Annotated in this window: 17 protein-coding genes; 15 read left to right on the top strand and 2 right to left on the bottom strand. The window is 69.5% G+C overall.

Annotated elements, in window-relative coordinates; all coding sequences use genetic code 11:
• Positions 1-43: 43 nt before the first annotated feature.
• Positions 44-2503, bottom strand: coding sequence for a GcvT family protein (locus tag N5I32_RS07370; RefSeq protein WP_261494755.1), 2460 nt, complete (start codon positions 2501-2503; stop codon positions 44-46).
• 364 nt (positions 2504-2867) lie between these two features.
• Here N5I32_RS07370 and N5I32_RS07365 point away from each other — a divergent pair, with 364 nt between their 5' ends.
• A complete protein-coding gene (locus N5I32_RS07365; protein WP_261494754.1) occupies positions 2868-3575 on the top strand; it encodes a TIGR04283 family arsenosugar biosynthesis glycosyltransferase in 708 nt (235 codons plus the stop codon).
• Here N5I32_RS07365 and N5I32_RS07360 read toward each other — a convergent pair.
• Positions 3566-4174 (bottom strand): TIGR04282 family arsenosugar biosynthesis glycosyltransferase, encoded by a 609-nt coding sequence (locus N5I32_RS07360; RefSeq protein ID WP_261494751.1) that lies wholly within the window; start codon positions 4172-4174, stop codon positions 3566-3568. The two genes, N5I32_RS07365 and N5I32_RS07360, sit on opposite strands and share 10 nt — an antisense overlap.
• A gap of 301 nt (positions 4175-4475) precedes the next feature.
• On the opposite strand from N5I32_RS07360, the gene N5I32_RS07355 reads away from it, so the two are divergent.
• The 14 genes from N5I32_RS07355 (at position 4476) to N5I32_RS07290 (ending at position 21015) form a co-directional block, all read left to right on the top strand.
• Positions 4476-5570, top strand: a complete 1095-nt coding sequence (locus N5I32_RS07355; protein ID WP_261494750.1) for a phosphotransferase — start codon at positions 4476-4478, stop codon at positions 5568-5570.
• 16 nt (positions 5571-5586) lie between these two features.
• On the top strand, positions 5587-6801 hold the full coding sequence (locus N5I32_RS07350) for an ABC transporter substrate-binding protein (RefSeq protein ID WP_261494749.1): 1215 nt from the start codon (positions 5587-5589) through the stop codon (positions 6799-6801).
• Between the two features lie 22 nt (positions 6802-6823).
• A complete protein-coding gene (locus tag N5I32_RS07345) occupies positions 6824-8563 on the top strand; it encodes an ABC transporter permease (RefSeq protein ID WP_261494748.1) in 1740 nt (579 codons plus the stop codon).
• Positions 8556-9197 carry an ATP-binding cassette domain-containing protein gene (locus N5I32_RS07340; protein WP_261494747.1) on the top strand — a complete coding sequence of 214 codons (642 nt, stop codon included), beginning with the start codon at positions 8556-8558 and terminating at the stop codon, positions 9195-9197. Before N5I32_RS07345 ends, N5I32_RS07340 begins: the two co-directional genes overlap by 8 nt.
• 165 nt (positions 9198-9362) lie before the next feature.
• Entirely contained in the window at positions 9363-10085 is a 723-nt protein-coding gene (locus N5I32_RS07335; RefSeq protein ID WP_261494746.1) for a GntR family transcriptional regulator, read from the top strand.
• A 127-nt stretch (positions 10086-10212) separates the two neighbouring features.
• The gene (locus tag N5I32_RS07330) at positions 10213-11271 is read left to right on the top strand and encodes an ABC transporter ATP-binding protein (protein WP_261494744.1); all 1059 of its coding nucleotides are present in this window, start codon (positions 10213-10215) and stop codon (positions 11269-11271) included.
• Positions 11268-12152, top strand: coding sequence for an ABC transporter permease (locus tag N5I32_RS07325; protein WP_261494743.1), 885 nt, complete (start codon positions 11268-11270; stop codon positions 12150-12152). Before N5I32_RS07330 ends, N5I32_RS07325 begins: the two co-directional genes overlap by 4 nt.
• Positions 12149-12922 carry an ABC transporter permease gene (locus N5I32_RS07320; protein ID WP_261494742.1) on the top strand — a complete coding sequence of 258 codons (774 nt, stop codon included), beginning with the start codon at positions 12149-12151 and terminating at the stop codon, positions 12920-12922. Before N5I32_RS07325 ends, N5I32_RS07320 begins: the two co-directional genes overlap by 4 nt.
• A 17-nt stretch (positions 12923-12939) precedes the next feature.
• Positions 12940-13986, top strand: coding sequence for an extracellular solute-binding protein (locus N5I32_RS07315; RefSeq protein ID WP_261494741.1), 1047 nt, complete (start codon positions 12940-12942; stop codon positions 13984-13986).
• Positions 13987-14037: 51 nt separating this feature from the next.
• Positions 14038-15198 carry an amidohydrolase family protein gene (locus N5I32_RS07310; protein WP_261494740.1) on the top strand — a complete coding sequence of 387 codons (1161 nt, stop codon included), beginning with the start codon at positions 14038-14040 and terminating at the stop codon, positions 15196-15198.
• 15 nt (positions 15199-15213) lie between these two features.
• Entirely contained in the window at positions 15214-15873 is a 660-nt protein-coding gene (locus N5I32_RS07305; protein ID WP_261494739.1) for a flavin reductase family protein, read from the top strand.
• The gene (locus tag N5I32_RS07300) at positions 15870-17354 is read left to right on the top strand and encodes an amidohydrolase family protein (RefSeq protein WP_261494737.1); all 1485 of its coding nucleotides are present in this window, start codon (positions 15870-15872) and stop codon (positions 17352-17354) included. The genes N5I32_RS07305 and N5I32_RS07300 overlap by 4 nt, the downstream gene beginning before the upstream one ends.
• Positions 17355-17484: 130 nt before the next feature.
• Positions 17485-18978, top strand: a complete 1494-nt coding sequence (locus N5I32_RS07295; protein ID WP_261494736.1) for a trimethylamine methyltransferase family protein — start codon at positions 17485-17487, stop codon at positions 18976-18978.
• A 12-nt stretch (positions 18979-18990) separates the two neighbouring features.
• Positions 18991-21015, top strand: a complete 2025-nt coding sequence (locus tag N5I32_RS07290; RefSeq protein WP_261494735.1) for an oxidoreductase — start codon at positions 18991-18993, stop codon at positions 21013-21015.
• The last annotated feature ends 4 nt before the right edge of the window (positions 21016-21019 follow it).

Below are 21019 nucleotides of genomic sequence, written 5' to 3'. Positions count from 1 at the left end.
GCCGCGCCGATGTCGTCCCCTGCAAGCCGGTTCTATGGCGCGATCAGCATTTGATCCGCTCCATCTCCGGGTCGAACAGCGGTTTCAGCGATGCCCGTGCCTTTACCCGCTTTCCGGCAACGTCGATCTCCCAGTCGCCGGCCTTGACGATCTCCGCCGTCAGCGGCGCCCCCGTTTCGGCAAAGCCGATCGCCACCGCACCGCCCAGCGTGTGGCCATAGGCACCGACCTGCAGGTGGCCGACCTCCCGACCGTCGAGATAGATCAGCTCGTTGCCATAGAGCAACGGCTCCGGATCCTTCAGCAGGAATTGCAGCATCCGGGTATGCGGCACCCCCTGCGCCATGATCCTGGCCAAGGCCTCGCGGCCGATGAAGCCACCCGGCTTGTCCAGCCGGACAGCGAAACCGAGACCGGCCTCGATCGGGTTGTCGGTGTTGTCCAGGTCTACGCCGAAATCGCGATAGGCCTTCTCCAGCCGCAGTGAGCCGAGGGTCTGCATCCCGGCATGGCGCAATCCGAATTCCCGTCCGGCCTCCATCAGCAGATCGTAGACCTGAACGGCGTGGATGCTCGGGACATAGAGCTCCCAGCCCAGTTCGCCGATATAGGTCACGCGAAGGGCCAGGATGTTGAAGTAGCCCACGTCGATTTCCCGCGCCGTCATGAAGGGAAAGGCTTCGTTGTCCAGGTCGGCCGAACTGACCTTCTGCATCAGCCGTCGCGCCTTGGGACCATGGATGTTGATCTGGGTGATGCCGGGGGTGATGTCAGTGACGACCACGCATTCGGCTTCGCCGATGTTGCGCCGCATCCGCATCTCGGTATGGCCATGGCTGTTCTCGCCCACGACCACGACGTAGCGTTCCTTCGTCAGCCGGGTCACGGTCAGGTCGGCCTCGAAGCCGCCCCTTTCGTTGACCCAGGCGGTGTAGACCACGCGCCCGGGCTCCACGTCGACATCGTTGCAGCTCAGACGGCTGAGCAGCGCGCAGGCGTCGCGCCCCTCGACCGAGAATTTCGACATCGAGGACATGTCCATGAGAACCGCGTCCCTGCGCGCCGCGCGGTGCTCCTCGGCATGCCAGTCGAACCAGTTCTGCCGGAACCAGCTGTAGCGTTCGACCTGCGCCTGTTCGGGCGTGGGTGCGAACCAGTCCGGCAACTCCCAGCCGTGGCTTTCGCTGAAGAAGGCTCCCGCCGCCTTCAGCCGGTCGTAGAGAACGGAACGCTTGACGTTCCGGGCCGTCTGGAAGCTTTCGTTGTGGAAATGCTGGCCGAACATCTTTCCCAGCAGTTCTGGCCCGCGATCGCGGCGGAAGGCGCGGGTCGCTTCGTTCCTGGTGAAGCGGTTGACGTTCATCGCCGTGACATCGACGGGCGGCGTGCCATCCACGATCCAGTGTGCCAGCACCTTGCCGATGCCCGCGCCATTGAGGATGCCGAGCGAGTTCATGCCGCAGGCGACGTAGCAGTTGCGCAGCTCGGGCGTCGGTCCCACCAGCGGCGCAAGGTCGGGCGTGAAGCTCTCCGGCCCGCAGAACAGCTTGCGAACGCCGACGTTCAGTGCAGACGGCACGCGCCCGTAGGCCTTTTCCAGATGCGGGCCGACGCGGTTCCAGTCAGGTTCGATCTCGCCAAAGGCAAAGTCCTCGGGAATGCCATCCAGCTTCCAGGGCGCCGCGCCGGGCTCGAACAGGCCGAGCATCAGCCCGCCGACCTCTTCCCGGTAATAGGTGTAGGTCTTGGGGTCCTCGAGCACGGGGAGGTCGCGGCTGAGGCCCTCGATCTTCTCGGTGATCAGGTAATAGTGCTCGGCGGCCTGCAGCGGCAGGTTGATCCCGGCCTTCGCCCCCAATTGCCGCGACCACATCCCGCAGCAGATCACGACATTCTCGGCGAGGATCGACTGCCCGGTCGCGGTGCGTACCCCGATCGCTGCGCCGTTCCTGACCAGGATCTCGGTGACGGCCGTGTTCTCGAATATCCGCGCCCCGCCCATTCTGGCCCCCTTGGCCAGCGACATCGTCACGTCGACCGGGTTCGCGCGCCCGTCCTCGGGAATGTAGAACCCGGCGAGCACGTCGGAAAGATCGCCGATCGGGAACAGGTCGGCGGCCTCCTTCGGGGAAATCTCAAGCACGTTGATGCCGTGGCGGCGCATGAAGGGCGCGACCCGGCGCATTTCGTGCAGGCGTTCCTCGTTCGAGGCGATCTGCAGATAGCCGACATCGCGAAATCCGGTGGGCACGCCGGTTTCCTGCTCGAGTCTGGCATAGAGATCGCGCCCGTGGGTGTAGATCTCGCATTCGGATTCGGACTTGAGCACACCGGCGACGATCAGCCCGGCGGCGTGCCAGGTTGTGCCGCTGGTCAGCCGGTCGCGTTCGAGCACGACGACATCGCGCATCCCCAGCTTCGTGAGGTGATAGGCCGTGCTGCAACCGATCGAGCCGCCTCCGACGATAACGGTCCGGGCATGGGTCGGGGTGGGCTGGGTCATGATCGGCTCTCACGCAGGGTTTGAGTTTGATCAAATTCTTGAACCAGCGCGGGGGAGAAATCAAAGTTTTCCTGAACCGGCGCCTGGCCGGCGCGCGATGCCTCATGCATGGAACGCGCGCCCCGGACACGGCTTCGAGACGCCACGCCCGGCCGGTTCCACGCGGGGCCGGCGACCGGTCCTTGCCGGGAAACCCTGGCATCGGTTCCATGTGCCCGCTCGGATGAAACTTGTGCGGTCGAATGCGCCCCGAAACCTGGCGTACCCCGGACAACCGGCCTTGCCCCCGGTCGCGACCGGCGCGATGGTTGCGCCCCGTCCGGTCCGGTCGGGCCGGAACCGACCGAATCGCAGGGAAAGAGACATGCCCCCCTCGGCAGAAGATTCGCAGGCGCCCCTGTCGGTGATCGTTCCGGTCCTCAACGGCGCGCGGCAGCTTGCCCGCACGCTCGACGCGCTGAGGCCTGCGCGGGTGGAAGGACTGGTGCGCGAGGTCATCGTCGTCGACGGCGGATCGCGCGATGACAGCCGCGAGGTCGCCCGCACGCGGGGCGCGCGCGTCATTGACAGCGCGCCGGGGCGGGGGCGGCAACTGCGGCTCGGCGCGGCGGCGGCCGAGGCGCCCTGGCTGTTCTTCCTGCATGCGGATTCGCGCCCCGACCCCGACTGGATCGGGACGGTCCGGCATTTCTGTGCGTCCGGGCATGACGACCGGGCGGCGGTCTTCCGGCTGAGGCTGGACGACACCGCACGCACCGCCCGCATGATGGAGCGCGGGGTGGCCTGGCGGACCCGCGCGCTGGGCCTGCCCTACGGCGATCAGGGGCTGTTGCTGTCGCGGCGCCTCTACGACGCCGTCGGCGGCTACGGCGACATGCCGCTCATGGAGGATGTCGACCTGGTCCGCCGCATCGGGCGGCGCAGGATCCTGCTGCTGGACCAGTCCATGACGACCAGCGCCGAACGCTACCGCGGCGCCGGGTACGGCCGGCGCATCGCGCGCAACCTGTCGATCCTGGCCCTGTACTTCGCCGGCGTGCCGCCGGTCCGGCTGGCCCGGCTTTACGGCTGAGCGGCGATGCGCCCGGCAAGGCGGCGCAGTCCCTCGGCATCGTCCAGGTCTTCGAGCCGGTCGTCCAGAAGGGCGACGCGCAGCCCCGCCGCATTGGCAAGCGTGTCGGCCAGCGCGAAGGCCGTGGACCAGCGGACGGCGTCGAAAAGCCCGGCCGGCGGCGGGGCGGAGGCGCCGATCAGCCAGAAGCCCCCGTCCAGCGCCGCGCCGATGACGATGTCAGCCCGGCCAAGCGCCGCGAAGGCTCCGGCGACATGCGGTGCATCCAGATCGGGAATGTCGCTGCCGACGATGACGACGGGGCGCCCCTCGCTGGCCGTAGCCAGGACGCGCAGCATCCGCGCACCGAGGTCGCCGGCGCCCTGCGGGTGCCGCTCGGCCGCGACCGGCCAAAGGTCGGGCCGGTCCGCCGCATCGTCGGGGGTCACCGCCAGGACCGTGTGCCAGCCCGTCCCCGACCCCAGCCGGCGCACCGTCTGCGCAAGCATGTCGCGGTAGAGATCGCAGGCGGCGACGTCGCCGATGGTGCGGGCCAGCCGTGTCTTCACGGTGCCGGGCAGGGGGGCCTTGGCGAAGATGTGAACGATGGCGCCCTGCATGCATACCTTCCTTCCGCCCCGGCCCGCGGCCGCGCAGGCGGTGTCGCGATCGCATGTGTTTCGGATTCTGACGATAAAGTTAGGTGAAGTGGCCGTGGAAGTTAAGCTAGGGTCTCGCCCGGATCATCGGGGCTGACCTGGGCGGGTGAATGGAGAGCAAATACTACGTGCCGAGTTGGGCTTGCCGTCGCGGGCGCAGGCACTGCCGCGAGGCAGGCGCGGCCCTGCATTCGTGCGGCCTGACGTTGGTTCGCGCGCGCACGGCGGCGCGTCGCCGTGATGCCGGACGGCTGGCCGCGGCATGACGGCATCCGCGCCCATCCGTTCGCTGGAGGTCGGCCTTCAGGCATCGTTGCAGGCCGTTGGGATCAGCGCGGTGGCCGAGCCGATGGCCGACACCGGCCTAGCCCATGCGCATTACCGGCTGGCCGGGACCGGGTTGATTGCGCGGCTGCCGAAGCAAAGCCAGATGCGCCTTGGCGCGGCGGGAAACCTGGCCTATCAGGCCGCCTGCTTCACGCGCGCCGCGCAGGGGGGCCATGCGCCCAGTCTTGCGAAGGTGCTGGCGCCAGCGGCCGGCCTGCCGCGCGGCGGGCTAGTCGTCGAGGAGATCGAAGGCCGGCCGGCACGGCTGCCGGGCGATCTTGACGCGATCGTGGATGCGCTGGCCTCGATCCACGCGCTGCCCGTGCCCCCTCGCGCCGGGCGGGTGCCGCTCCTGTCGCCGGCCGACCCCCTGGCGGACCTGCTGGAGGAGATCGGGGCGCAGGCGGAATATCTCGGCCCCTCGGGCATCGCGCCCGGGACCGCAGGACTGATCCGCGACGGCATCACCGATCTTGCGGTGCTGGTCGCGGCCTCCGCACGGCCGGCAACGCGGCTGATCTCGTTCGACGCCCATCCCGGCAACTTCCTGATCGACAAGGGCGGCCGCGCCGTTCTGGTCGATCTGGAAAAGTGCCGCTACGGCGCGCCGCAGCTCGACCTGGCCCATGCCACGCTCTACACCTCCACCACCTGGGACGTGGCCAGCCATGCCGTCCTTAGTGTCGAGGAGGTGGCACGCGCGCATGATCGCTGGATCGCCCGGATCGGCGATGCGGACTGGGCAGAGGACGCCGGGCGCTGGCTGGTGCCGATGCGCCGCGCGATGTGGCTCTGGTCGATGACGTGGTGCGCGAAATGGCGCGTCCTGTCCGCGCGGGCCGCCCGCGGCGGCGGCGACGGGGAAGACTGGTCGGCCGAGGCAAGTGGTGCGGATCTGGTGGCGCATGTGCGCGACCGCGTCGACCACTACCTTGCGCCCGAAACGGCACGGATGGTCGCGGACGAGTTTCGCGCGCTCGATGCCATGCTTGCGGTGTCCCCGAACGGGCCTTCGCGATTTACGAGATGACAAGGAGAAACGTCATATGATCAGGACTTTGGCGGGCGGCGTGGCCGTCCTTGCGACGTTGGCCGTATCCGCCGCCGCGCAGGCGGCCGATCCGGCCGACTGGTCGGCCGTGCTGGACGAGGCGCGGGGGCAGACGGTTTACTGGAACGCCTGGGGCGGGTCGAACACGGTCAACGACTACATCGCCTGGGTCGGGCAGGAGGTGCAGGACCGTTACGGCGTGACCGTCGAGCATGTGAAGCTGTCGGACACCGCCGAGGCGGTCAGCCGCGTCGTCGCGGAACGCGCGGCCGGCAAGGACGCGGGCGGGGCCGTCGACCTCATCTGGATCAACGGCGAGAACTTCGCCGCGATGAAGGAGCAAGGACTGCTTTTCGGCCCTTGGGCGGAGCAGGTGCCGAACTGGCAATTCGTCGACCCGGCCGAGAATGCGGCGGTGACGGCGGATTTCACCATTCCAACCGACGGGCTTGAGGCGCCCTGGGGCATGGCGCAGATCGTGTTCTACCACGACACCGCGCGGGTGGCCGAGCCGCCGCGCTCGATGCCGGCGCTGCTGGAATGGGCCAGTGCCAACCCCGGCCGCTTCGCCTTCCCGCAGCCGCCCGATTTCGTCGGCTCGACCTTCCTCAAGCAGGCGCTTCTCGAACTGGCACCGGACCCGGCGGTCCTTGGCAGGCCGGTCGACGAGGCCGCCTACGCCGCCGCGACCGCGCCGCTCTGGACCTTCCTCGACGCGCTGACGCCGAACCTGTGGCGCGGCGGCCAGGCCTATCCGCAGAACGGCCCCAGGCTGCTCCAGCTGATGGCGGACGGCGAGATCGACATCGCGCTCAGCTTCGACCCCAACGAGGCGTCGAACGCCATCGCCAACGGTGAGCTTCAGGACAGCGTGCGCACCTATGTGCTGGATGGCGGCACCATCGGCAACGCGAGCTTCGTCGCCATCCCCTACAACGCCAACGCCGCGGCGGGCGCGATGGTGGTGGCCGATTTCCTGATGTCGCCCGAGGCGCAGGCGCGCAAACAGGACCCCGCGGTCTGGGGCAGCGGCACGATCCTGTCGATGGCCCGGCTGTCGGCGGAGGACCGCGCGCTGTTCGACGGGATCGAACTCGGCGTGGCGACGCTCTCGCCGGCCGAACTTGGCGCCAGCCTTCCGGAGCCGCATCCGAGCTGGATGGTCCGGCTTGAGCAGGACTGGATCGCCCGTTTCGGCGTGTCAGAGTAAACCGGTAATGGGCTTGGGCGGGATGCGCGAGGCCAGCCTGCAGCGGACCGGTCCGCTGGCCCCCTGGCGCATCCGTCTGCTGCCCTGGGCGCCGGCGCTGACGATGGCGGCGATGCTGGGGCCGGTCCTGGCCGGGCTTCTGGGCACCCTTGCCCCGGCCCTGGGCTACATGCCGGCGCTGGGCGGGACAGGGGTCGGCACCGCGGTCTTCGCGGACCTGCTGGCCTGGCCCGGCCTTGCCCGCGCAGCCACGCTCAGCGCCGTCGTCGGCCTGGGCGCGACCGCGCTGTCGCTGGCGATCGTGGTGCTGATCGTCGCGGGATGGTCCGGCACGCGGACCTTCGCCGCGGTCGAGCGGGCGCTGTCGCCGCTCCTCTCGGTCCCGCACGCGGCCGCGGCCTTCGGCCTGGCTTTCCTGATCGCGCCCTCGGGCTGGATCGCGCGGGCGCTGTCGCCCTGGGCGACGGGCTGGGAACAGCCGCCCGATCTCCTGATCGTGCAGGATCCCGCCGGCCTTTCGCTGATCCTCGGGCTGGTGTCGAAGGAGGTGCCGTTCCTGATGCTGATGACGCTGGCGGCGATGACGCAGGCGCGCCCGGCGCAAAGCCTGACCACCGCCCGCGCCCTGGGCTACGCCCGTGTCAACGGCTGGTTCAAGACGGTCTTTCCCGCCGTCTACCGCCAGATCCGCCTGCCGGTCTACGCGGTGCTGGCCTATTCGATGTCGGTGGTGGACGTGGCGATCATCCTTGGCCCGAACACGCCGCCGCCGTTGTCGGTGCAGGTGGTGAAGTGGATGAACGACCCCGACCTTGCCTTGCGCTTCCGCGCCGCGGCCGGGGCGCTCCTGCAGCTTGGCCTTGTCGCCGCGGGCCTTGGCCTCTGGCGCACGCTCGAGGTCGCCGCGGCCTTTGCCGGCTGCCGCTGGACGCTGCGCGGCGGCCGTGGAAACCGCGTGGCCGAGGCCGGGCTGCGGCTGGCCGCGCTCGCGCTGGCGGGGGTGTCGGCGCTGGCCGTCTTCGCCGGGCTGGCCGGCCTTCTGGTGTGGTCCTTCGCCGGGCTCTGGCAGTTTCCCGACCTGCTGCCGCAGGACCTTTCCCTGCGCAACTGGGACCGCCACGGGCCGCGCCTGGCCGCGCCGGTCGCCGAAACGCTGCTGATCGGGGGCCTGTCCACCGCGATCGCACTCCTCCTGACCATCTCCTGCCTCGAGGCGGAGCACCGGCACGGGCTGCGCCCGGGAAGCCGCTCGCTCTGGCTTCTCTACCTGCCGCTCATCGTGCCGCAGGTCGCCTTTCTGGCCGGGTTCCAGACCTTCGCGCTCCTGTCGGGGCTCGACGGGGGGCGGGTTCCGGTGGTGCTTGCGCATGTGGTCTTCGTGCTGCCCTATGTCTTCCTGTCGCTGTCGGAGCCGTGGCGGGCCTGGGACGTGCGGCAGGATACCGTCGCCCGCGCGCTGGGTGCCGGGCCGGACCGGGTGCTCTGGACCGTGCGGCTGCCGATGCTGCTGAGGCCGCTTCTGACCGCGGCGGCGGTCGGTTTCGCGGTTTCCGTCGGGCAGTACCTGCCGACGCTGCTGGTGGGCGCCGGCCGGGTCCGGACCCTGACGACCGAGGCCGTGGCGCTTGCCTCCGGCGGGGACAGGCGGGTGATCGGGGTCTACGCGCTGATGCAGGCGCTGGCGGCGCTGGCGCCCTATCTGCTGGCGATCTTTCTGCCGCGGCTTCTGTGGCGCAACCGGACGGGGCTGCGCGATGGTTGAAGCGGAACGCGGCCTGCGGCTTGAAGGGGTGGCGATCGCGCTGGGCGGCCAGCGGCTGGTCGCGCTCGACACGCTGATCCGACCCGGCGAGACGCTGACGGTGATGGGGCCGTCGGGGTCGGGCAAGTCCACGCTTCTGGCCGCGATCACCGGAACGCTGGCGCCGGCCTTCACGCTGTCGGGCCGGGTGCGGCTTGACGGGGTCGACATCACGCACATGCCCACCGAGGCGCGGCGCGTCGGCATCCTGTTTCAGGACGAACTGCTGTTCCCCCACCTCTCGGTCGGGGGCAATCTTGCCTTCGGCCTGCGCCCGCACGTGCGCGGCAGGGCCGAACGGCGGGCCCGGATCGAAGAGGCGCTGGAGGCGATCGGGCTTGCCGGGTTCTTCGACCGCGATCCGGCGACGCTGTCAGGCGGGCAGCGGGCGCGGGTAGCGCTGATGCGGATGCTGTTGTCGGAACCCTGCGCGCTGCTGCTGGACGAGGCCTTTTCCAAGCTGGACGCCACCTTGCGCGGCCAGATCCGGGAACTGGTCTTCGACACCGCGCGGGACCAGGGGCTGCCGGTGCTGCAGGTCACCCACGACATCTCCGACGCCGAGGCGGCACAGGGGCGGCAGCATTTGCTTTGACCGCGCGCCGCCCGGAGGGAAGGGCGGGTTAGGCGCGGGGCCGGGGCAGGCGCAAGGGCAGGGGCATGGCGCCGCTTGCGGCCGATCCCCCCCGTCGGCATAGTCGGGCGGCGACGGCGGGCACCCGGCTCGCCGGCCAACCGGGCAGCGCCCCGAGGAGGAGCCTTGGCAGCCAAGACGACGTCGGCAACACCCGCACAGCGCCCGCTGACACGCACCGAGAAGGTCCACCGGGCGCTGCGCCTCGCCATCCTCGAACAGCGCCTGACGCCGGGCGCGCGCCTGCCCGAGGACATGATCGGAGAGGCTTTCGGATCGTCCCGGACCATCGCGCGCGAGGCGCTGGGCCGGCTCGCGGCCGAGGGTCTGGTCGAGCTTCTGCCCAATCGCGGCGCCTTCGTCGCCAACCCCACGCTCGAGGAGGGGCGGGGCATCTTCGCGGTCCGCGCGGCGCTGGAACGCGCGATGGTTCGGCAACTCGCGGGGCGGATCGACGCGGAAGTGGCCCGCACACTGCACGAGATGATCGAGGAGGAGGGCCGACTGGCGGCGAAAAGCGACGCCGAGGCGATCCGGCTTGCCGGTGAGTTCCACCTGTATCTGGCCGGCCTGACCGGGAACCCGCTTCTGGAACGCTACCTGACCGAGGTGGTGTCGCGCTGCTCGCTGGTGATGGCGATGTATGGCCGCCCCCATTCAGCCGATTGCGGTGCCCGCGAACATCGCGAGATCGTCGAGGCGATGCTGGCAGGCGACTTTGCCCGCGCCGGCGACCTGATGGAACATCACGTCGAGGAGGTGGCGGCGCGGGCGCAACTCGGCGCGCGGGTCGACTGCGACGTGCGCGCGGTTCTGGCCGATTTCGCGGCGCAGATGCCGAAGGAGTGACGGGGACGGCAGCGGGCGGCGGTCTGGATTCAAGGATCGTATGCAAATAGCCCGGCAATAGTGCATACGATCTTGACAGAATCGCATGCGATGGCCAAGGCTTCGGGGGATCGCTCCCGGAGGCCGCATGACCGACGCACACGCCGTGACAATCGAGACTGTCAGCAAGTCCTTCGGCCGGGGCCAATCTGCCGTGCGGGTGCTCGACAACGTGTCGGTCGCGATCGGGCGGCGGGAGTTCTTCACGCTGCTGGGGCCGTCGGGTTGCGGCAAGACCACGCTCCTGCGGCTGATCGCGGGGTTCGAAACCGCTGACGGCGGGACAATCCGCATCGAGGGCGCCGACCTGACCAAGGCGCCGCCCTTCCACCGCCCGGTCAACACGGTCTTCCAGAGCTACGCCCTGTTCCCGCACCTGACGGTCGAGCAGAACGTGGGCTTCGCGCTTGAGGAACAGGGGTTGCCGCGCGAAGAGGTCCGCCGCCGCGCCGGCGAGGCGCTGGAGATGGTGCGGATGCAGGCCTTCGCGCGGCGCCGGCCCTCGGAACTGTCGGGTGGCCAGCAGCAGCGCGTGGCGCTGGCCCGCGCGCTGGCCCCTCGGCCGAAGGTGCTGCTTCTGGACGAGCCGCTGTCGGCGCTGGACCTCAAGCTGCGCAAGGCAATGCAGATCGAACTGAAGCAGTTGCAGGCCGAAGCGGGGATCACCTTCGTTTTCGTCACCCACGATCAGGAAGAGGCGCTGACGCTGTCGGACCGGGTCGCGGTGATGCAGGGCGGGCGCATCCTGCAGATGGGGCCGCCGCGCAGCATCTACGAGGCGCCGACCCACCGCTTCGTGGCCGACTTCATCGGCGACATCAACCTGATCGAGGCCGAGGCGCTGGCCGGCGGCGGCGTCCGCCTGGCCGGCGGCGGGGTGGTCCCGGTGCCCGGCGCCACGCCGGGCCGCGTCACGCTCGCCATCCGCCCGGAGCGCGCGCGCATGGTCGCGCCGGGCGCGGGCGTGGTCGATGCGACGCTTGTCCATTCCGCCTTTCTCGGCACCGCCATGCTGCACAAGCTGGAGCTGCCCGACGGCGGCAGTTTCCTGATCCGCGAGGCGGATCTTTCCGCGCCGATGCCCGAACGCGGCGGCCGCGTCGGCCTTTGCCTTCCGGCCGAGGCGCTGCAGGTGATGCAGGCATGATGCAGTCGGCCGCTGTCCGGCAGCTTGTCCTGCTCCTGCCCGCGCTTGGGGTGATCGTGCTCCTGATCGGCGTGCCGCTCGGGCTGATGGGCTGGGTCTCGCTGCTGGAAAAGTCGGCAAGCGCCGGGGTCGACTGGCAGGCATCGCCGGGGGCAGGCAACTACCTGCGCCTGGTCTGGGAGGAGGATTTCGACGGCCGGATGATCCTCAACCCCACCTATCTGGTGATCTTCCTGCGCTCGGTCCTGCAGGCGGCGGTGACGACGCTCCTCTGCCTGGTGCTCGGCCTGCCGGTCGCGCTGTGGATGGCGGGGCTGACGCGGACGGGGCGGATGGTGATGCTGCTTCTGGTCACCATCCCGTTCTGGACCAACCTGCTGGTGCGCAACTACGCCTGGCTCATCATCCTGCGCGAGGATGGCTGGACGACCGCGGTGCTGAACCGGCTCTGGCCCTTCGGCCCGGTCCAGCTTCTTTACAACGACGCGGCGGTGGCGATCGGGCTGACCTATTCCTTCCTGCCCTTCATGATCCTGCCGCTCTACTCGGTGTTCGAGAAATTCGACTGGCGCCTGATCGAGGCCGCGCTCGACCTTGGCGCGACGCGCAGGCGGGCGCTGAGGCGGGTGGTGCTGCCGCTGGCGCTTCCGGGCATCGTCGCGGGGTCGCTTCTGGTCTTCATCCCCTGCCTCGGCGCGTTCGTCACCCCCGCGCTTCTGGGCGGCGGCAAGACGGCGATGCTGGGCAACGTCATTCAGGCCCAGTTCGGGCCCGCCCGGAACTGGCCCTTTGGGGCGGCGGTGTCGATCGTGCTGCTGGCGATCATGCTGGCGGTGATGACCGCGATGGCGCTCTGGCGCAGCCGGAGGGCGCCGCGATGAACCTGCGCCGCTTTCCCGTCATGCGAGAGATCTCGATCGCCGTGCTGGTGTTCCTCTACGTGCCGGTGATCGTCCTTACCGTCTACAGCTTCAACGCCAACCGCACCGCGACGGTCTGGACCCATGCCTCGTTCGACTGGTACCTGCGCATCCTCGCCAATCCCTCGATCCGCGCTGCGACGTGGAATTCGATCGTCCTTGCCGGGACTTCTGCCACCGCGGCGACGCTGATCGCGCTTCTGGCGGCGCTGGCGACGCGGCGCGCCTTTCCGGGGCGCGACACGACCGAGACGCTGCTGCGCCTGCCGCTGATCCTGCCCGAGATCGTGGTGGCGGTGGCGACGCTGCTGCTCTTCGTGTCGCTGGGCGTCTCGCTCGGGCTTGGCGCCATGATCGCGGCCCATACCGCCTTCTGCATCCCCTTCGCCTACCTGCCGATCCGGGCGCGGCTCGACGGCATGAGCGGCAGCTACGAGGAGGCCGCGCAGGACCTTTACGCCGACCGCTTCCGCACCTTCCGCCGGGTGACGATGCCGCTTTTGTGGCCGGGCGTCATGGCGGGCTTCACGCTGGCCTTCGTGACCAGCCTCGACGATTTCCTGACCTCGTTCTTCCTGTCCGGGCCGGGCACCACGACGTTGCCCGTCTACATCTTCTCGGCCATCCGCGCCGGGATCACGCCCGAGATCAACGCCATCTCGACCGTCATGCTCGTCATCTCGATCCTGCTCGTTTCCCTCTCGTTCTTCCTTGGCCAGTTGCGCCGCTAACCCGACAGGAGTGTTCCATGCCTTCCAGACCCTTGATCGCGGCCTCTCTCCTCAGCCTTTCGCTGGCGCTTCCGGCGCCGGCACAGGAGGCGGAGAAGGTGCTCTACTTCTACAACTGGACCGACTACTATCCGGTTGAACTGCTTGCGAAATTCACCGACGAGACCGGCATCGAGGTGATCCTGGACGGCTATGACAGCAACGAGACGCTGCTGGCCAAGTTGCAGGCGGGCGGGGCGGCCTATGACGTGATCGTGCCCTCCGACTACGTCGTGCCCGGCATGATCGCCGACGGGCACCTCATGAAGATCGACGCCCCGGGCCTGTCGAACTTCGTGCATGTGAAGGAGGCCTTCGCCGACCCCGATTTCGACCCCGGCCGCCAGTATACCGCGCCCTATCTCTGGGGCACGACCGGCATCGCCTATGACAGCGCGCAGGTCGCGGGCGCGGAGCTGGAACAGAGCTGGAAGGTCTTCTTCGAGCCGCAGCCGGAGATGGAAGGCAAGATCGCCGCGCTCGACATCTCGAGCGAGCTGATCCTGGCGGCCAGCCTTTACCTCGGCATCCCGCAATGCACCGAAAGCAACGACGACGCCAAGCGCATCCTGGAACTGCTTGAGGCGCAGAAGACGAAGCTGAAGCTCTATTCCGCCGACAGCACGGTGGACCGCATGGCCTCGGGCGAGGTGGCGATGCACCACCTGTGGAACGGCGCCACGGCGCGCGCCACCGCGCAGCGCGACACCATCCGCTACATCTACCCGGTGGAAGGCACGCCCATGTTCCGCGACAACTTCGCCGTGCCGGTGACGGCGCCGCATCCGGAGAACGCGAAGATCTTCATCAACTGGATGATGGCGCCGGAAAACGCGGCCGCGGTGTCTAATGCCATCGCCTACGCCAACGCGATCAAGTCGGACGAGTTCCTCAGCGATCAGTGGCGCGGGATGGAGGCGATCAACATGCCCGACGCCTTTTCCGGCCGCCTGGTCGCCACGCAGGATTGCGGCCCGGCCGCGCGCGAATTGCAGGACCGCATCTGGACGCGCCTGAAAGGCTGAGCCAGCATCGGCGCGGCGACACCCGCCGCGCCGTCCGCAGAGGGGAAGACAATGACCGGAACCACCTACGCGAACCTGCGCGATCTCGACGGCAGGCCCACCGCCATCCGCTGCCGGAACGGGCTGATCGAGGCGATCGGCCCCGATGTCGCCGCCCCGGATGCGATCGACAGCGGCGGGCGGCTGGTGCTTCCGGCCTTCGTCGAGCCGCATGTCCACCTCGACAAGACGCTCTGGGGCGAGGACTGGGTGCCCGGCCGCCGCGCCGCGCGGCTGAGGGACTACATCGACAACGAACGCCGGGTGCTGGGCGCCAACACGACCCCGCCCGAGGTTCGCGCCGGGCGGCTTCTGGGCCGGATGCTGGCACAGGGCACCACCGCCGTGCGCAGCCACATCGACGTGGCGCCCGACATCGGCCTTGCCCATGTCGAGGCCATGTTCCGCCTGCGCGAGGCCTGGGCCGACCGCATCGACCTGCAGTTCGTGGCCTTCCCGCAGCAGGGTCTGCTCTGCCGCCCCGGCACCGCCGACCTGATGCGCGAGGCCATCGCCATGGGGGTGGAAACGGTGGGCGGGCTCGATCCCGCCGGCATCGACGGCGACCCGGAGGGGCAGCTGCGCTTCATCTTCGATCTGGCCGCCGAAACCGGCGCGGGGGTGGACATCCACCTGCACGACAAGGGCGAGCTTGGGGCGTGGCAGGTCCGGCGCATCGCCGATCACACCGCCGCCGCGGGCCTTTCCGGGCGGGTGATGATCTCTCACGCCTATTGCCTGGGCATGATCGCGGAGGCGGAGCTTGACCGTATCGGGAAACGGCTGGCCGATCTTGGCATTTCGCTGATGAGCTCGGTCCCCGCCGACATCGCCGTGCCCCCGATCGAGCGGTTGCACGAACTGGGCGTGACGGTCTGCGTCGGGTCGGACGGCATCCGCGACGCCTGGTCGCCCCTGGGCAACGGCGACATGCTGGAACGCGCCTTCCTCGCGGCGTTCCGCTTCGACTGGAACACCGACGAGGATTTCCGCCGCGCGCTGTCCTGCGCCACCGATCAGGCCGCGCGCGCCATCGGCCTTGCGGGCTACGGCCTTCAGCCGGGCAACCGGGCCGACTTCGTCCTTCTGGACGCGGTCACGCCGGGGGATGCGCTGGCGCGGCGCCCGGCCGCCCGCACCGTCGTCCGCCGCGGCGCGGTCGTTGCCGGCTGACCGGGAGGAAACGGGATGGAATTCGATTTCACCACGCTGCCCGGCCCCGACCGCTACCGGCTGCTGACCAACTTCGTCGGGCCGCGCCCGATCGCGCTGGTCACCACACGCTCGGCAGATGGTCGCGACAACGCCGCGCCGATGAGCTTTTTCAACGTCTTCGCGCATGAACCGCCGATCCTGGTGCTGGGCATCCAGCCCCGCGCCAACGGCGACGACAAGGACACCGTCGCCAATATCCGGCGCAGCGGGGAATTCGTCGTGAACATGGTGGACATGTCCATCGCCGAACGGATGATCGTCTGCGGCGTGAACTTCGCCCCCGAGGTGGACGAGCTGGCCTTCGCGGGCTTCACGGCGCTTGGCTGCCGCAAGATCGCCGTGTCGCGCATTGCCGAAAGCCCCTGCGCCTTCGAATGCCGGGTGGAACGGCTGATCGACTATCCCCGTCGCGTGCTGGTGGTGGGCGAGGTGGTGCACATGCACGTGCAGGACCGGTGCCTTGACGCGGCGGGCCGCTACGTGAACCCCGAAACCTACCAGCCCATCGCGCGGCTGCATGCCGACGCCTACATCACCTCGGACCGTCAGTTCGAGTTGAAGAAGCCCGACCACCTGCTGGCCTACGAGGCCGCGCCGCCGTCGGCTGGCCCCGCGCTGGGGGTGGTCCGATGACGCTGCGGACGCTGGCCGACCTGACGCTCGGCCAGCGGGCTGCGGGGCGCACCGCGCTGGCCGCGCGCTGGATCGTCGGCCACGACGGCCGCGGGCACCGGCTGGTTGAAAATGGCGAGGTGGTGATCGAGGGGGGCGACATCCTTCATGTCGGGCCGCGGTTCGAGGGCGAGGTCGCGCGGCGCATCGATCTGGGTGCCGCGCTGATCTCGCCGGGATTCATCGATCTTGACGCTTTGTCGGACATCGACACCACGCTTCTGACCGTTGACTACGGGCCGGGCTGGGCCACCGGCCGCGTCTGGCCCGAGGATTACCTGCAAGGCGGCCCGCGCGAGATGTACGCGCCCGAGGACCTGGCATTCCAGAAACGCTTCGCCTTTGCCCATCTCCTGCGCAACGGGATCACCACCGCGCTTCCCATCGCCTCGCTCTTCTACCGCGCCTGGGGCGAGACCGTGGAGGAGTTCGAGGCGGCGGCGGAGGCTGCGACCGATCTGGGGCTGCGCGTCTACCTTGGTCCGGCCTACCGGTCGGGTGGTATGGTCTGCACCGCGCCGGGCGTGCTGGAGCCGCGCTTCGACGAGGCGCGCGGGCTTGCGGGCCTGCAGGCGGCGCTGGATTTCGCCGGGCGGATCGCCGGGGCAGGGCAGGGGCTGGTGCAGCCGATGCTGGCGCCCGACCGGGTGGAGACCTGCACTCTTGCCCTCTTGCAGCGCACCATGGCCGCCGCGCGCGACCTTGGCCTGCCGGTGCGGCTGCACATGGCGCAGGGCCGGATGGAGCGCGAGACGGTCCATCGCCTGCACGGGATGACCGCGCCGCGCTGGCTCGCTGACCACGGCCTGCTGCACGACCGCCTGATCGCCCCCCACGCGGTCGAGGCGACGCCCGAGGACCTGCGGCTTTATGCCGATCACGGCGTGGTCGTCGCGCATTGCCCGCTGGTCTACGCCCGCGACGGCGAGATGCTTCGATCGTTCCGGCGCTGCCGCGAGATGGGCATCCGCATCGGCATGGGCACCGATACCGCCCCGCCGGACATGGTGCTGAACATGGCGGTCGCGCTGATGATGGGGCGTGCAGCCGAGGGCAGCGGCACCGGCCTGACCACCGCCGAGGTCTTCGACGCCGCGACGCTGGGCGGCGCCGACGCACTGGGCCGGCCCGACCTTGGCCGCCTCGCCCCCGGCGCGAAGGCCGATATCGCCGTCTTCGACCTGATGGACCCGTGGTTCGCCCCGACCGTCGATCCGATCCAGTCGCTTGTCTTCGGGGCGACGGGCCGGGTCACGAAGGCGGTGTTCGTCGACGGCCGCCTGTCGATGCGCGAGGGCGTCGTGGCGGGGTTCGACGAAGGCGCGGCCCGCGTCCGCGCGCAGGCGCAGTTCGAGCGTCTTCTGGCGCGCTATCCCGACCGGATCTGGGGCCATCCGCAACTGGAGCGGGTCTTTCCGCCGACCTATCCGAAGATGCGCTGACGGCACGCACGCCCGCCTGCCGCCGCCTTCGCCTGCGTGCGGGCTGGGGGGCGGGTTCACGACTCGATTGCAAAATATTGACTGACCTGTTAATCAGATTGCAACCATTGCGCGACCGACAGGGAAAAGCATGCGCCGTTCCGTTCACCGACAGCGCGCCGCGGCCGAGGGCCTGGCGCCGGCGCCCCCTGGCCCGCACTCGACGGCAAGCCGGCCCTACGACACCATGCCCGCCGAAAATGTCCGCCGCATCCTCGACGCCGCCCTGACGCTCCTCGAAACCATCGGCATGCGGATGGAGACGGGCACCGAGGCAGATGATCTGCTTCGTCGGGCGGGGTGCGAGGTCGGGGGCGGGGTGGTGAAGATGCCCGCGCCGGTCGTCCGCGCCGCGCTCGATGGCTGTGCCCGGTCGACGCGACTGTGGAACCGCGACGGTACGCGGGCGATCGACATCGACAAGGATCACACCTGGTTCATGCCGGGGATGACCTGCATCAAGGTCTATGACGAGGAAACCGGAGAGCCGCGCGACAGCACGCGGGCCGATCTTGCGACCGTCACCCGTCTGGCCGAGGGGCTCGACAACATCGACGCGGTCTGCGTGGCCTGCAAGGATGTGCCGAATTCAACCCTTCAGGGCGAGATCGGCGAATTCCTCTGCATGATGGAAAACACCACCAAGCCGCTGGAATTTCTTTGCGAATGGACCCGCTCGCTTGAGGCGGCGATTGCCATGGCCTCGGCCCTTCGGGGCGGGGCAGGGGCGCTGCGCGACAAGCCCTATTTCCTTCACATCATCACGCCCTTGCCGCTGTTCTACGCGGCCTCGCATGTGGAGCAACTGCTCCTGGCCGTCCGCGCCGGCGTGCCGGTCAGCGTCGGAACGCTTGCCATCGGCGGCGCCTCGGCGCCGATCACCACCGCCGGGGCCGTGGTCCAGTGCCTGGCCACCGACTTCGCCGGGATGGTACTGGCGCAGGCGGTGCGGCCGGGCGCCTTCTGCATCGGCTCCACCAACCCTTATTTCATGGAGCCGGCCACGGGCGGCATCGGCAACCTGCCGCAGACGATGCTGGGCGAACAGCTCATCTGCCAGGTGCGCCGGCATCTGGGCCTGCCGTCCTTCACCGGGCTGGGCGGCGATGCCCGCGCCCGCCGCTTCGGCCAGGACGCGGTGTTCGAGATCGCCACGATGATGGGCCAGATCTATCACACCCGCCCGGCGACCTGCGACTATCTCGGCTCGCTCGACCAGGGGATCACCTATTCCCTTCACGCGCTGCTTCTGTGCAACGAATATGCCGGGATGCTGCGCACACTCTGGGCGGGGACCGAGGTGAACGACGACACGCTGGCGCTCGACCTTCTGGCCGAGATCGGGTTGACGGGCACCGTGCTCGGCCATGAACACACGGCCCGGCACTGCCGCACGAACCTCTGGGCAAGCCGCTACTTCGGCGGGAACGAACCGCTTTCGACGACGGACAAGCCGGATGAGACGCTCTATCAGCGCATCGACCGTGACCTGAAGGAACGTCTTGCGATGCCGGGGCCGGCGCCGCTTCCGGCGGACCTGCTGGCCCGGCTTCGCGCGATCCACGAAGACCACGCAACCGGATAGGACGGCCAGCCGATGACCCGCGATCCCCGTTTCGACATCCTCTTCGAGCCGGTGCGGATCGGTCCCGTCACCGCGCCGAACCGTTTCTACCAGGTGCCGCACTGCACCGGCATGGGCAACATCCACCCGCACACGCTGGCCGCCATGCGGGGCGTGAAGGCCGAGGGCGGCTGGGGCGTGGTGAATACCGAATACTGCTCCATTCATCCAAGCTCCGACGACACCCACGCGCCCTATGCCTCGCTCTGGGACGATGGCGACGTGCGAAACCTTGCGGCGATGACCGAGGCTGTGCACGCGCACGGATCGCTGGCGGGGGTGGAGCTTTGGCACGGCGGGCAGCGGTCCTCCAACGTGCTGACGCGCGAGGCGCCGCTGGCCCCCGACAGCATGATGGTCGAACTCAACCCCTGGCAAAGCCGGCGCATGGACCGGCAGGACATCGCCAACCTGCGCGACTGGCACCGCGCGGCGGCGCGGCGCGCGATCGCGGCGGGGTTCGACATCGTCTATGTCTATGCCGCGCATACCTACCTGGTGACCCAGTTCCTCGACGCCTCGACCAACCGGCGGACGGACGAATACGGCGGCGACGCGGCGGCGCGGGCGCGGCTTTACCTCGAACTCCTGGAGGACACGCGCGAGGTGCTGGGCGACCGGGCGGCGCTGGCCACGCGGATCGAGGTCTATGACGAATCCGGCGCCGGACGGGAGGAGCGGTCCGCGCTTCTGGCCCGCGCGGCGGCGTTCGTCGATCTGTTCGACGTGACGGTGCCCGACTACGGGCACGAGATGGGCGCCTCCCGCTTCGTGCGCGAGGCGACGCTGGAAGACCATGTCGCCCATGTCCGCGGCCTGACCGGCAAGCCGGTGGTCAGCGTCGGGCGCTTCACCAGCCCCGAGACGATGCTGTCGCAGGTCCGGCGCGGCGTGCTGGACCTTGTCGGCGCCGCGCGCCCCTCGATCGCCGACCCGTTCCTGCCCGCGAAGATCCGCGAGGGACGGATGGACGACATCCGCGAATGCATCGGCTGCAACATCTGCTACGCGCATGACGGGTTGGGGGCGCCGATCCGCTGCACCCAGAACCCGACGATGGGTGAGGAATGGCGGCGCGGCTGGCACCCCGAAAAGGCCCCTGCCGTGACCGGCCGGGCCGACCCGGTGCTGGTCGTGGGCGCAGGCCCCGCGGGGCTCGAGGCGGCGCTGACGCTGGGGCGGCGCGGCATACCGGTCCTTCTGGCCGAGGCGGCCAACGAACCCGGCGGGCGCGTCACGCTCGAGGCGTCGCTGCCGGGGCTGGGCGAATGGGCGCGGGTCCGCGACTGGCGGGTGCACCAGATCGGCAAGCTGGACAACGTGGAGCTTTTCCCCGCCTCCGAGATGGATCGCGCGGCGGTCCTCGAAACCGGCGTGCGCCATGTGCTTGTCGCGACCGGAAGCCTCTGGCGCGCCGACGGGCGGGGGCGCAGCCACCCGACCGGGGTCGCGGGCTATGAGGATCCGCGCACGCTGACGCCCGACCGGATTCTGCGCGGCGCGCGCCCCGCGGGACCGGTCGTGGTGTTCGACGACGAGGGCTATCACATCGCCGCCGGCATCGCCGGGATGCTCGCCGCCGAGGGGCTGGAGGTGACCTTTGTCACCGCCGGCAAGGTGGCCGCCGAATGGACGATCCTGACCACCGAACAGGCCGGGATCCAGGCTGGGCTGATGGAGCGGGGGGTGCGGATCGTCACCTCCACGACGGTCGGCGGACTGGTGCCGGGTGCGGCGGAACTGGTCTGCGCCTTTACCGGGCGGGTCTCTCGGATCGCCTGCGAAGGCTTCGTTCCCGTCACCTCGCGCGAGCCGCGCGACGGGCTCTGGACAGCGTTGCAGGACGCGGGGCTTGCGACGCTCGAACGGATTGGCGACGCGCGGGCGCCGGGGCTGATCGCGCATGCGGTCCATGACGGCCATCGCGCCGCGCGCGCCTACCTTGCGCCGGACGGCGAGGACATCATCCGGCGCGAGCGGGTGGTGATCGGCGGCTGATCGG

The sequence above is a fragment of the Albidovulum sediminis genome (genome assembly GCF_025380365.1).
GTDB classification, from domain to species: Bacteria; Pseudomonadota; Alphaproteobacteria; order Rhodobacterales; family Rhodobacteraceae; genus Albidovulum; species Albidovulum sediminis.
The sequence above is the reverse complement of the archived record's forward strand: the minus strand, read 5'-3'. Positions and strand labels throughout refer to the sequence as shown.

Bases quoted from the DNA above. Each gene is read 5' to 3' on its own strand.
- N5I32_RS07370 (WP_261494755.1), bottom strand. From the start codon at position 2,503: ATGACCCAGCCCACCCCGACCCATGCCCGGACCGTTATCGTCGGAGGC.
- N5I32_RS07365 (WP_261494754.1), top strand. From the start codon at position 2,868: ATGCCCCCCTCGGCAGAAGATTCGCAGGCGCCCCTGTCGGTGATCGTT.
- N5I32_RS07360 (WP_261494751.1), bottom strand. From the start codon at position 4,174: ATGCAGGGCGCCATCGTTCACATCTTCGCCAAGGCCCCCCTGCCCGGC.
- N5I32_RS07355 (WP_261494750.1), top strand. From the start codon at position 4,476: ATGACGGCATCCGCGCCCATCCGTTCGCTGGAGGTCGGCCTTCAGGCA.
- N5I32_RS07350 (WP_261494749.1), top strand. From the start codon at position 5,587: ATGATCAGGACTTTGGCGGGCGGCGTGGCCGTCCTTGCGACGTTGGCC.
- N5I32_RS07345 (WP_261494748.1), top strand. From the start codon at position 6,824: ATGCGCGAGGCCAGCCTGCAGCGGACCGGTCCGCTGGCCCCCTGGCGC.
- N5I32_RS07340 (WP_261494747.1), top strand. From the start codon at position 8,556: ATGGTTGAAGCGGAACGCGGCCTGCGGCTTGAAGGGGTGGCGATCGCG.
- N5I32_RS07330 (WP_261494744.1), top strand. From the start codon at position 10,213: ATGACCGACGCACACGCCGTGACAATCGAGACTGTCAGCAAGTCCTTC.
- N5I32_RS07325 (WP_261494743.1), top strand. From the start codon at position 11,268: ATGATGCAGTCGGCCGCTGTCCGGCAGCTTGTCCTGCTCCTGCCCGCG.
- N5I32_RS07320 (WP_261494742.1), top strand. From the start codon at position 12,149: ATGAACCTGCGCCGCTTTCCCGTCATGCGAGAGATCTCGATCGCCGTG.
- N5I32_RS07315 (WP_261494741.1), top strand. From the start codon at position 12,940: ATGCCTTCCAGACCCTTGATCGCGGCCTCTCTCCTCAGCCTTTCGCTG.
- N5I32_RS07310 (WP_261494740.1), top strand. From the start codon at position 14,038: ATGACCGGAACCACCTACGCGAACCTGCGCGATCTCGACGGCAGGCCC.
- N5I32_RS07305 (WP_261494739.1), top strand. From the start codon at position 15,214: ATGGAATTCGATTTCACCACGCTGCCCGGCCCCGACCGCTACCGGCTG.
- N5I32_RS07300 (WP_261494737.1), top strand. From the start codon at position 15,870: ATGACGCTGCGGACGCTGGCCGACCTGACGCTCGGCCAGCGGGCTGCG.
- N5I32_RS07295 (WP_261494736.1), top strand. From the start codon at position 17,485: ATGCGCCGTTCCGTTCACCGACAGCGCGCCGCGGCCGAGGGCCTGGCG.
- N5I32_RS07290 (WP_261494735.1), top strand. From the start codon at position 18,991: ATGACCCGCGATCCCCGTTTCGACATCCTCTTCGAGCCGGTGCGGATC.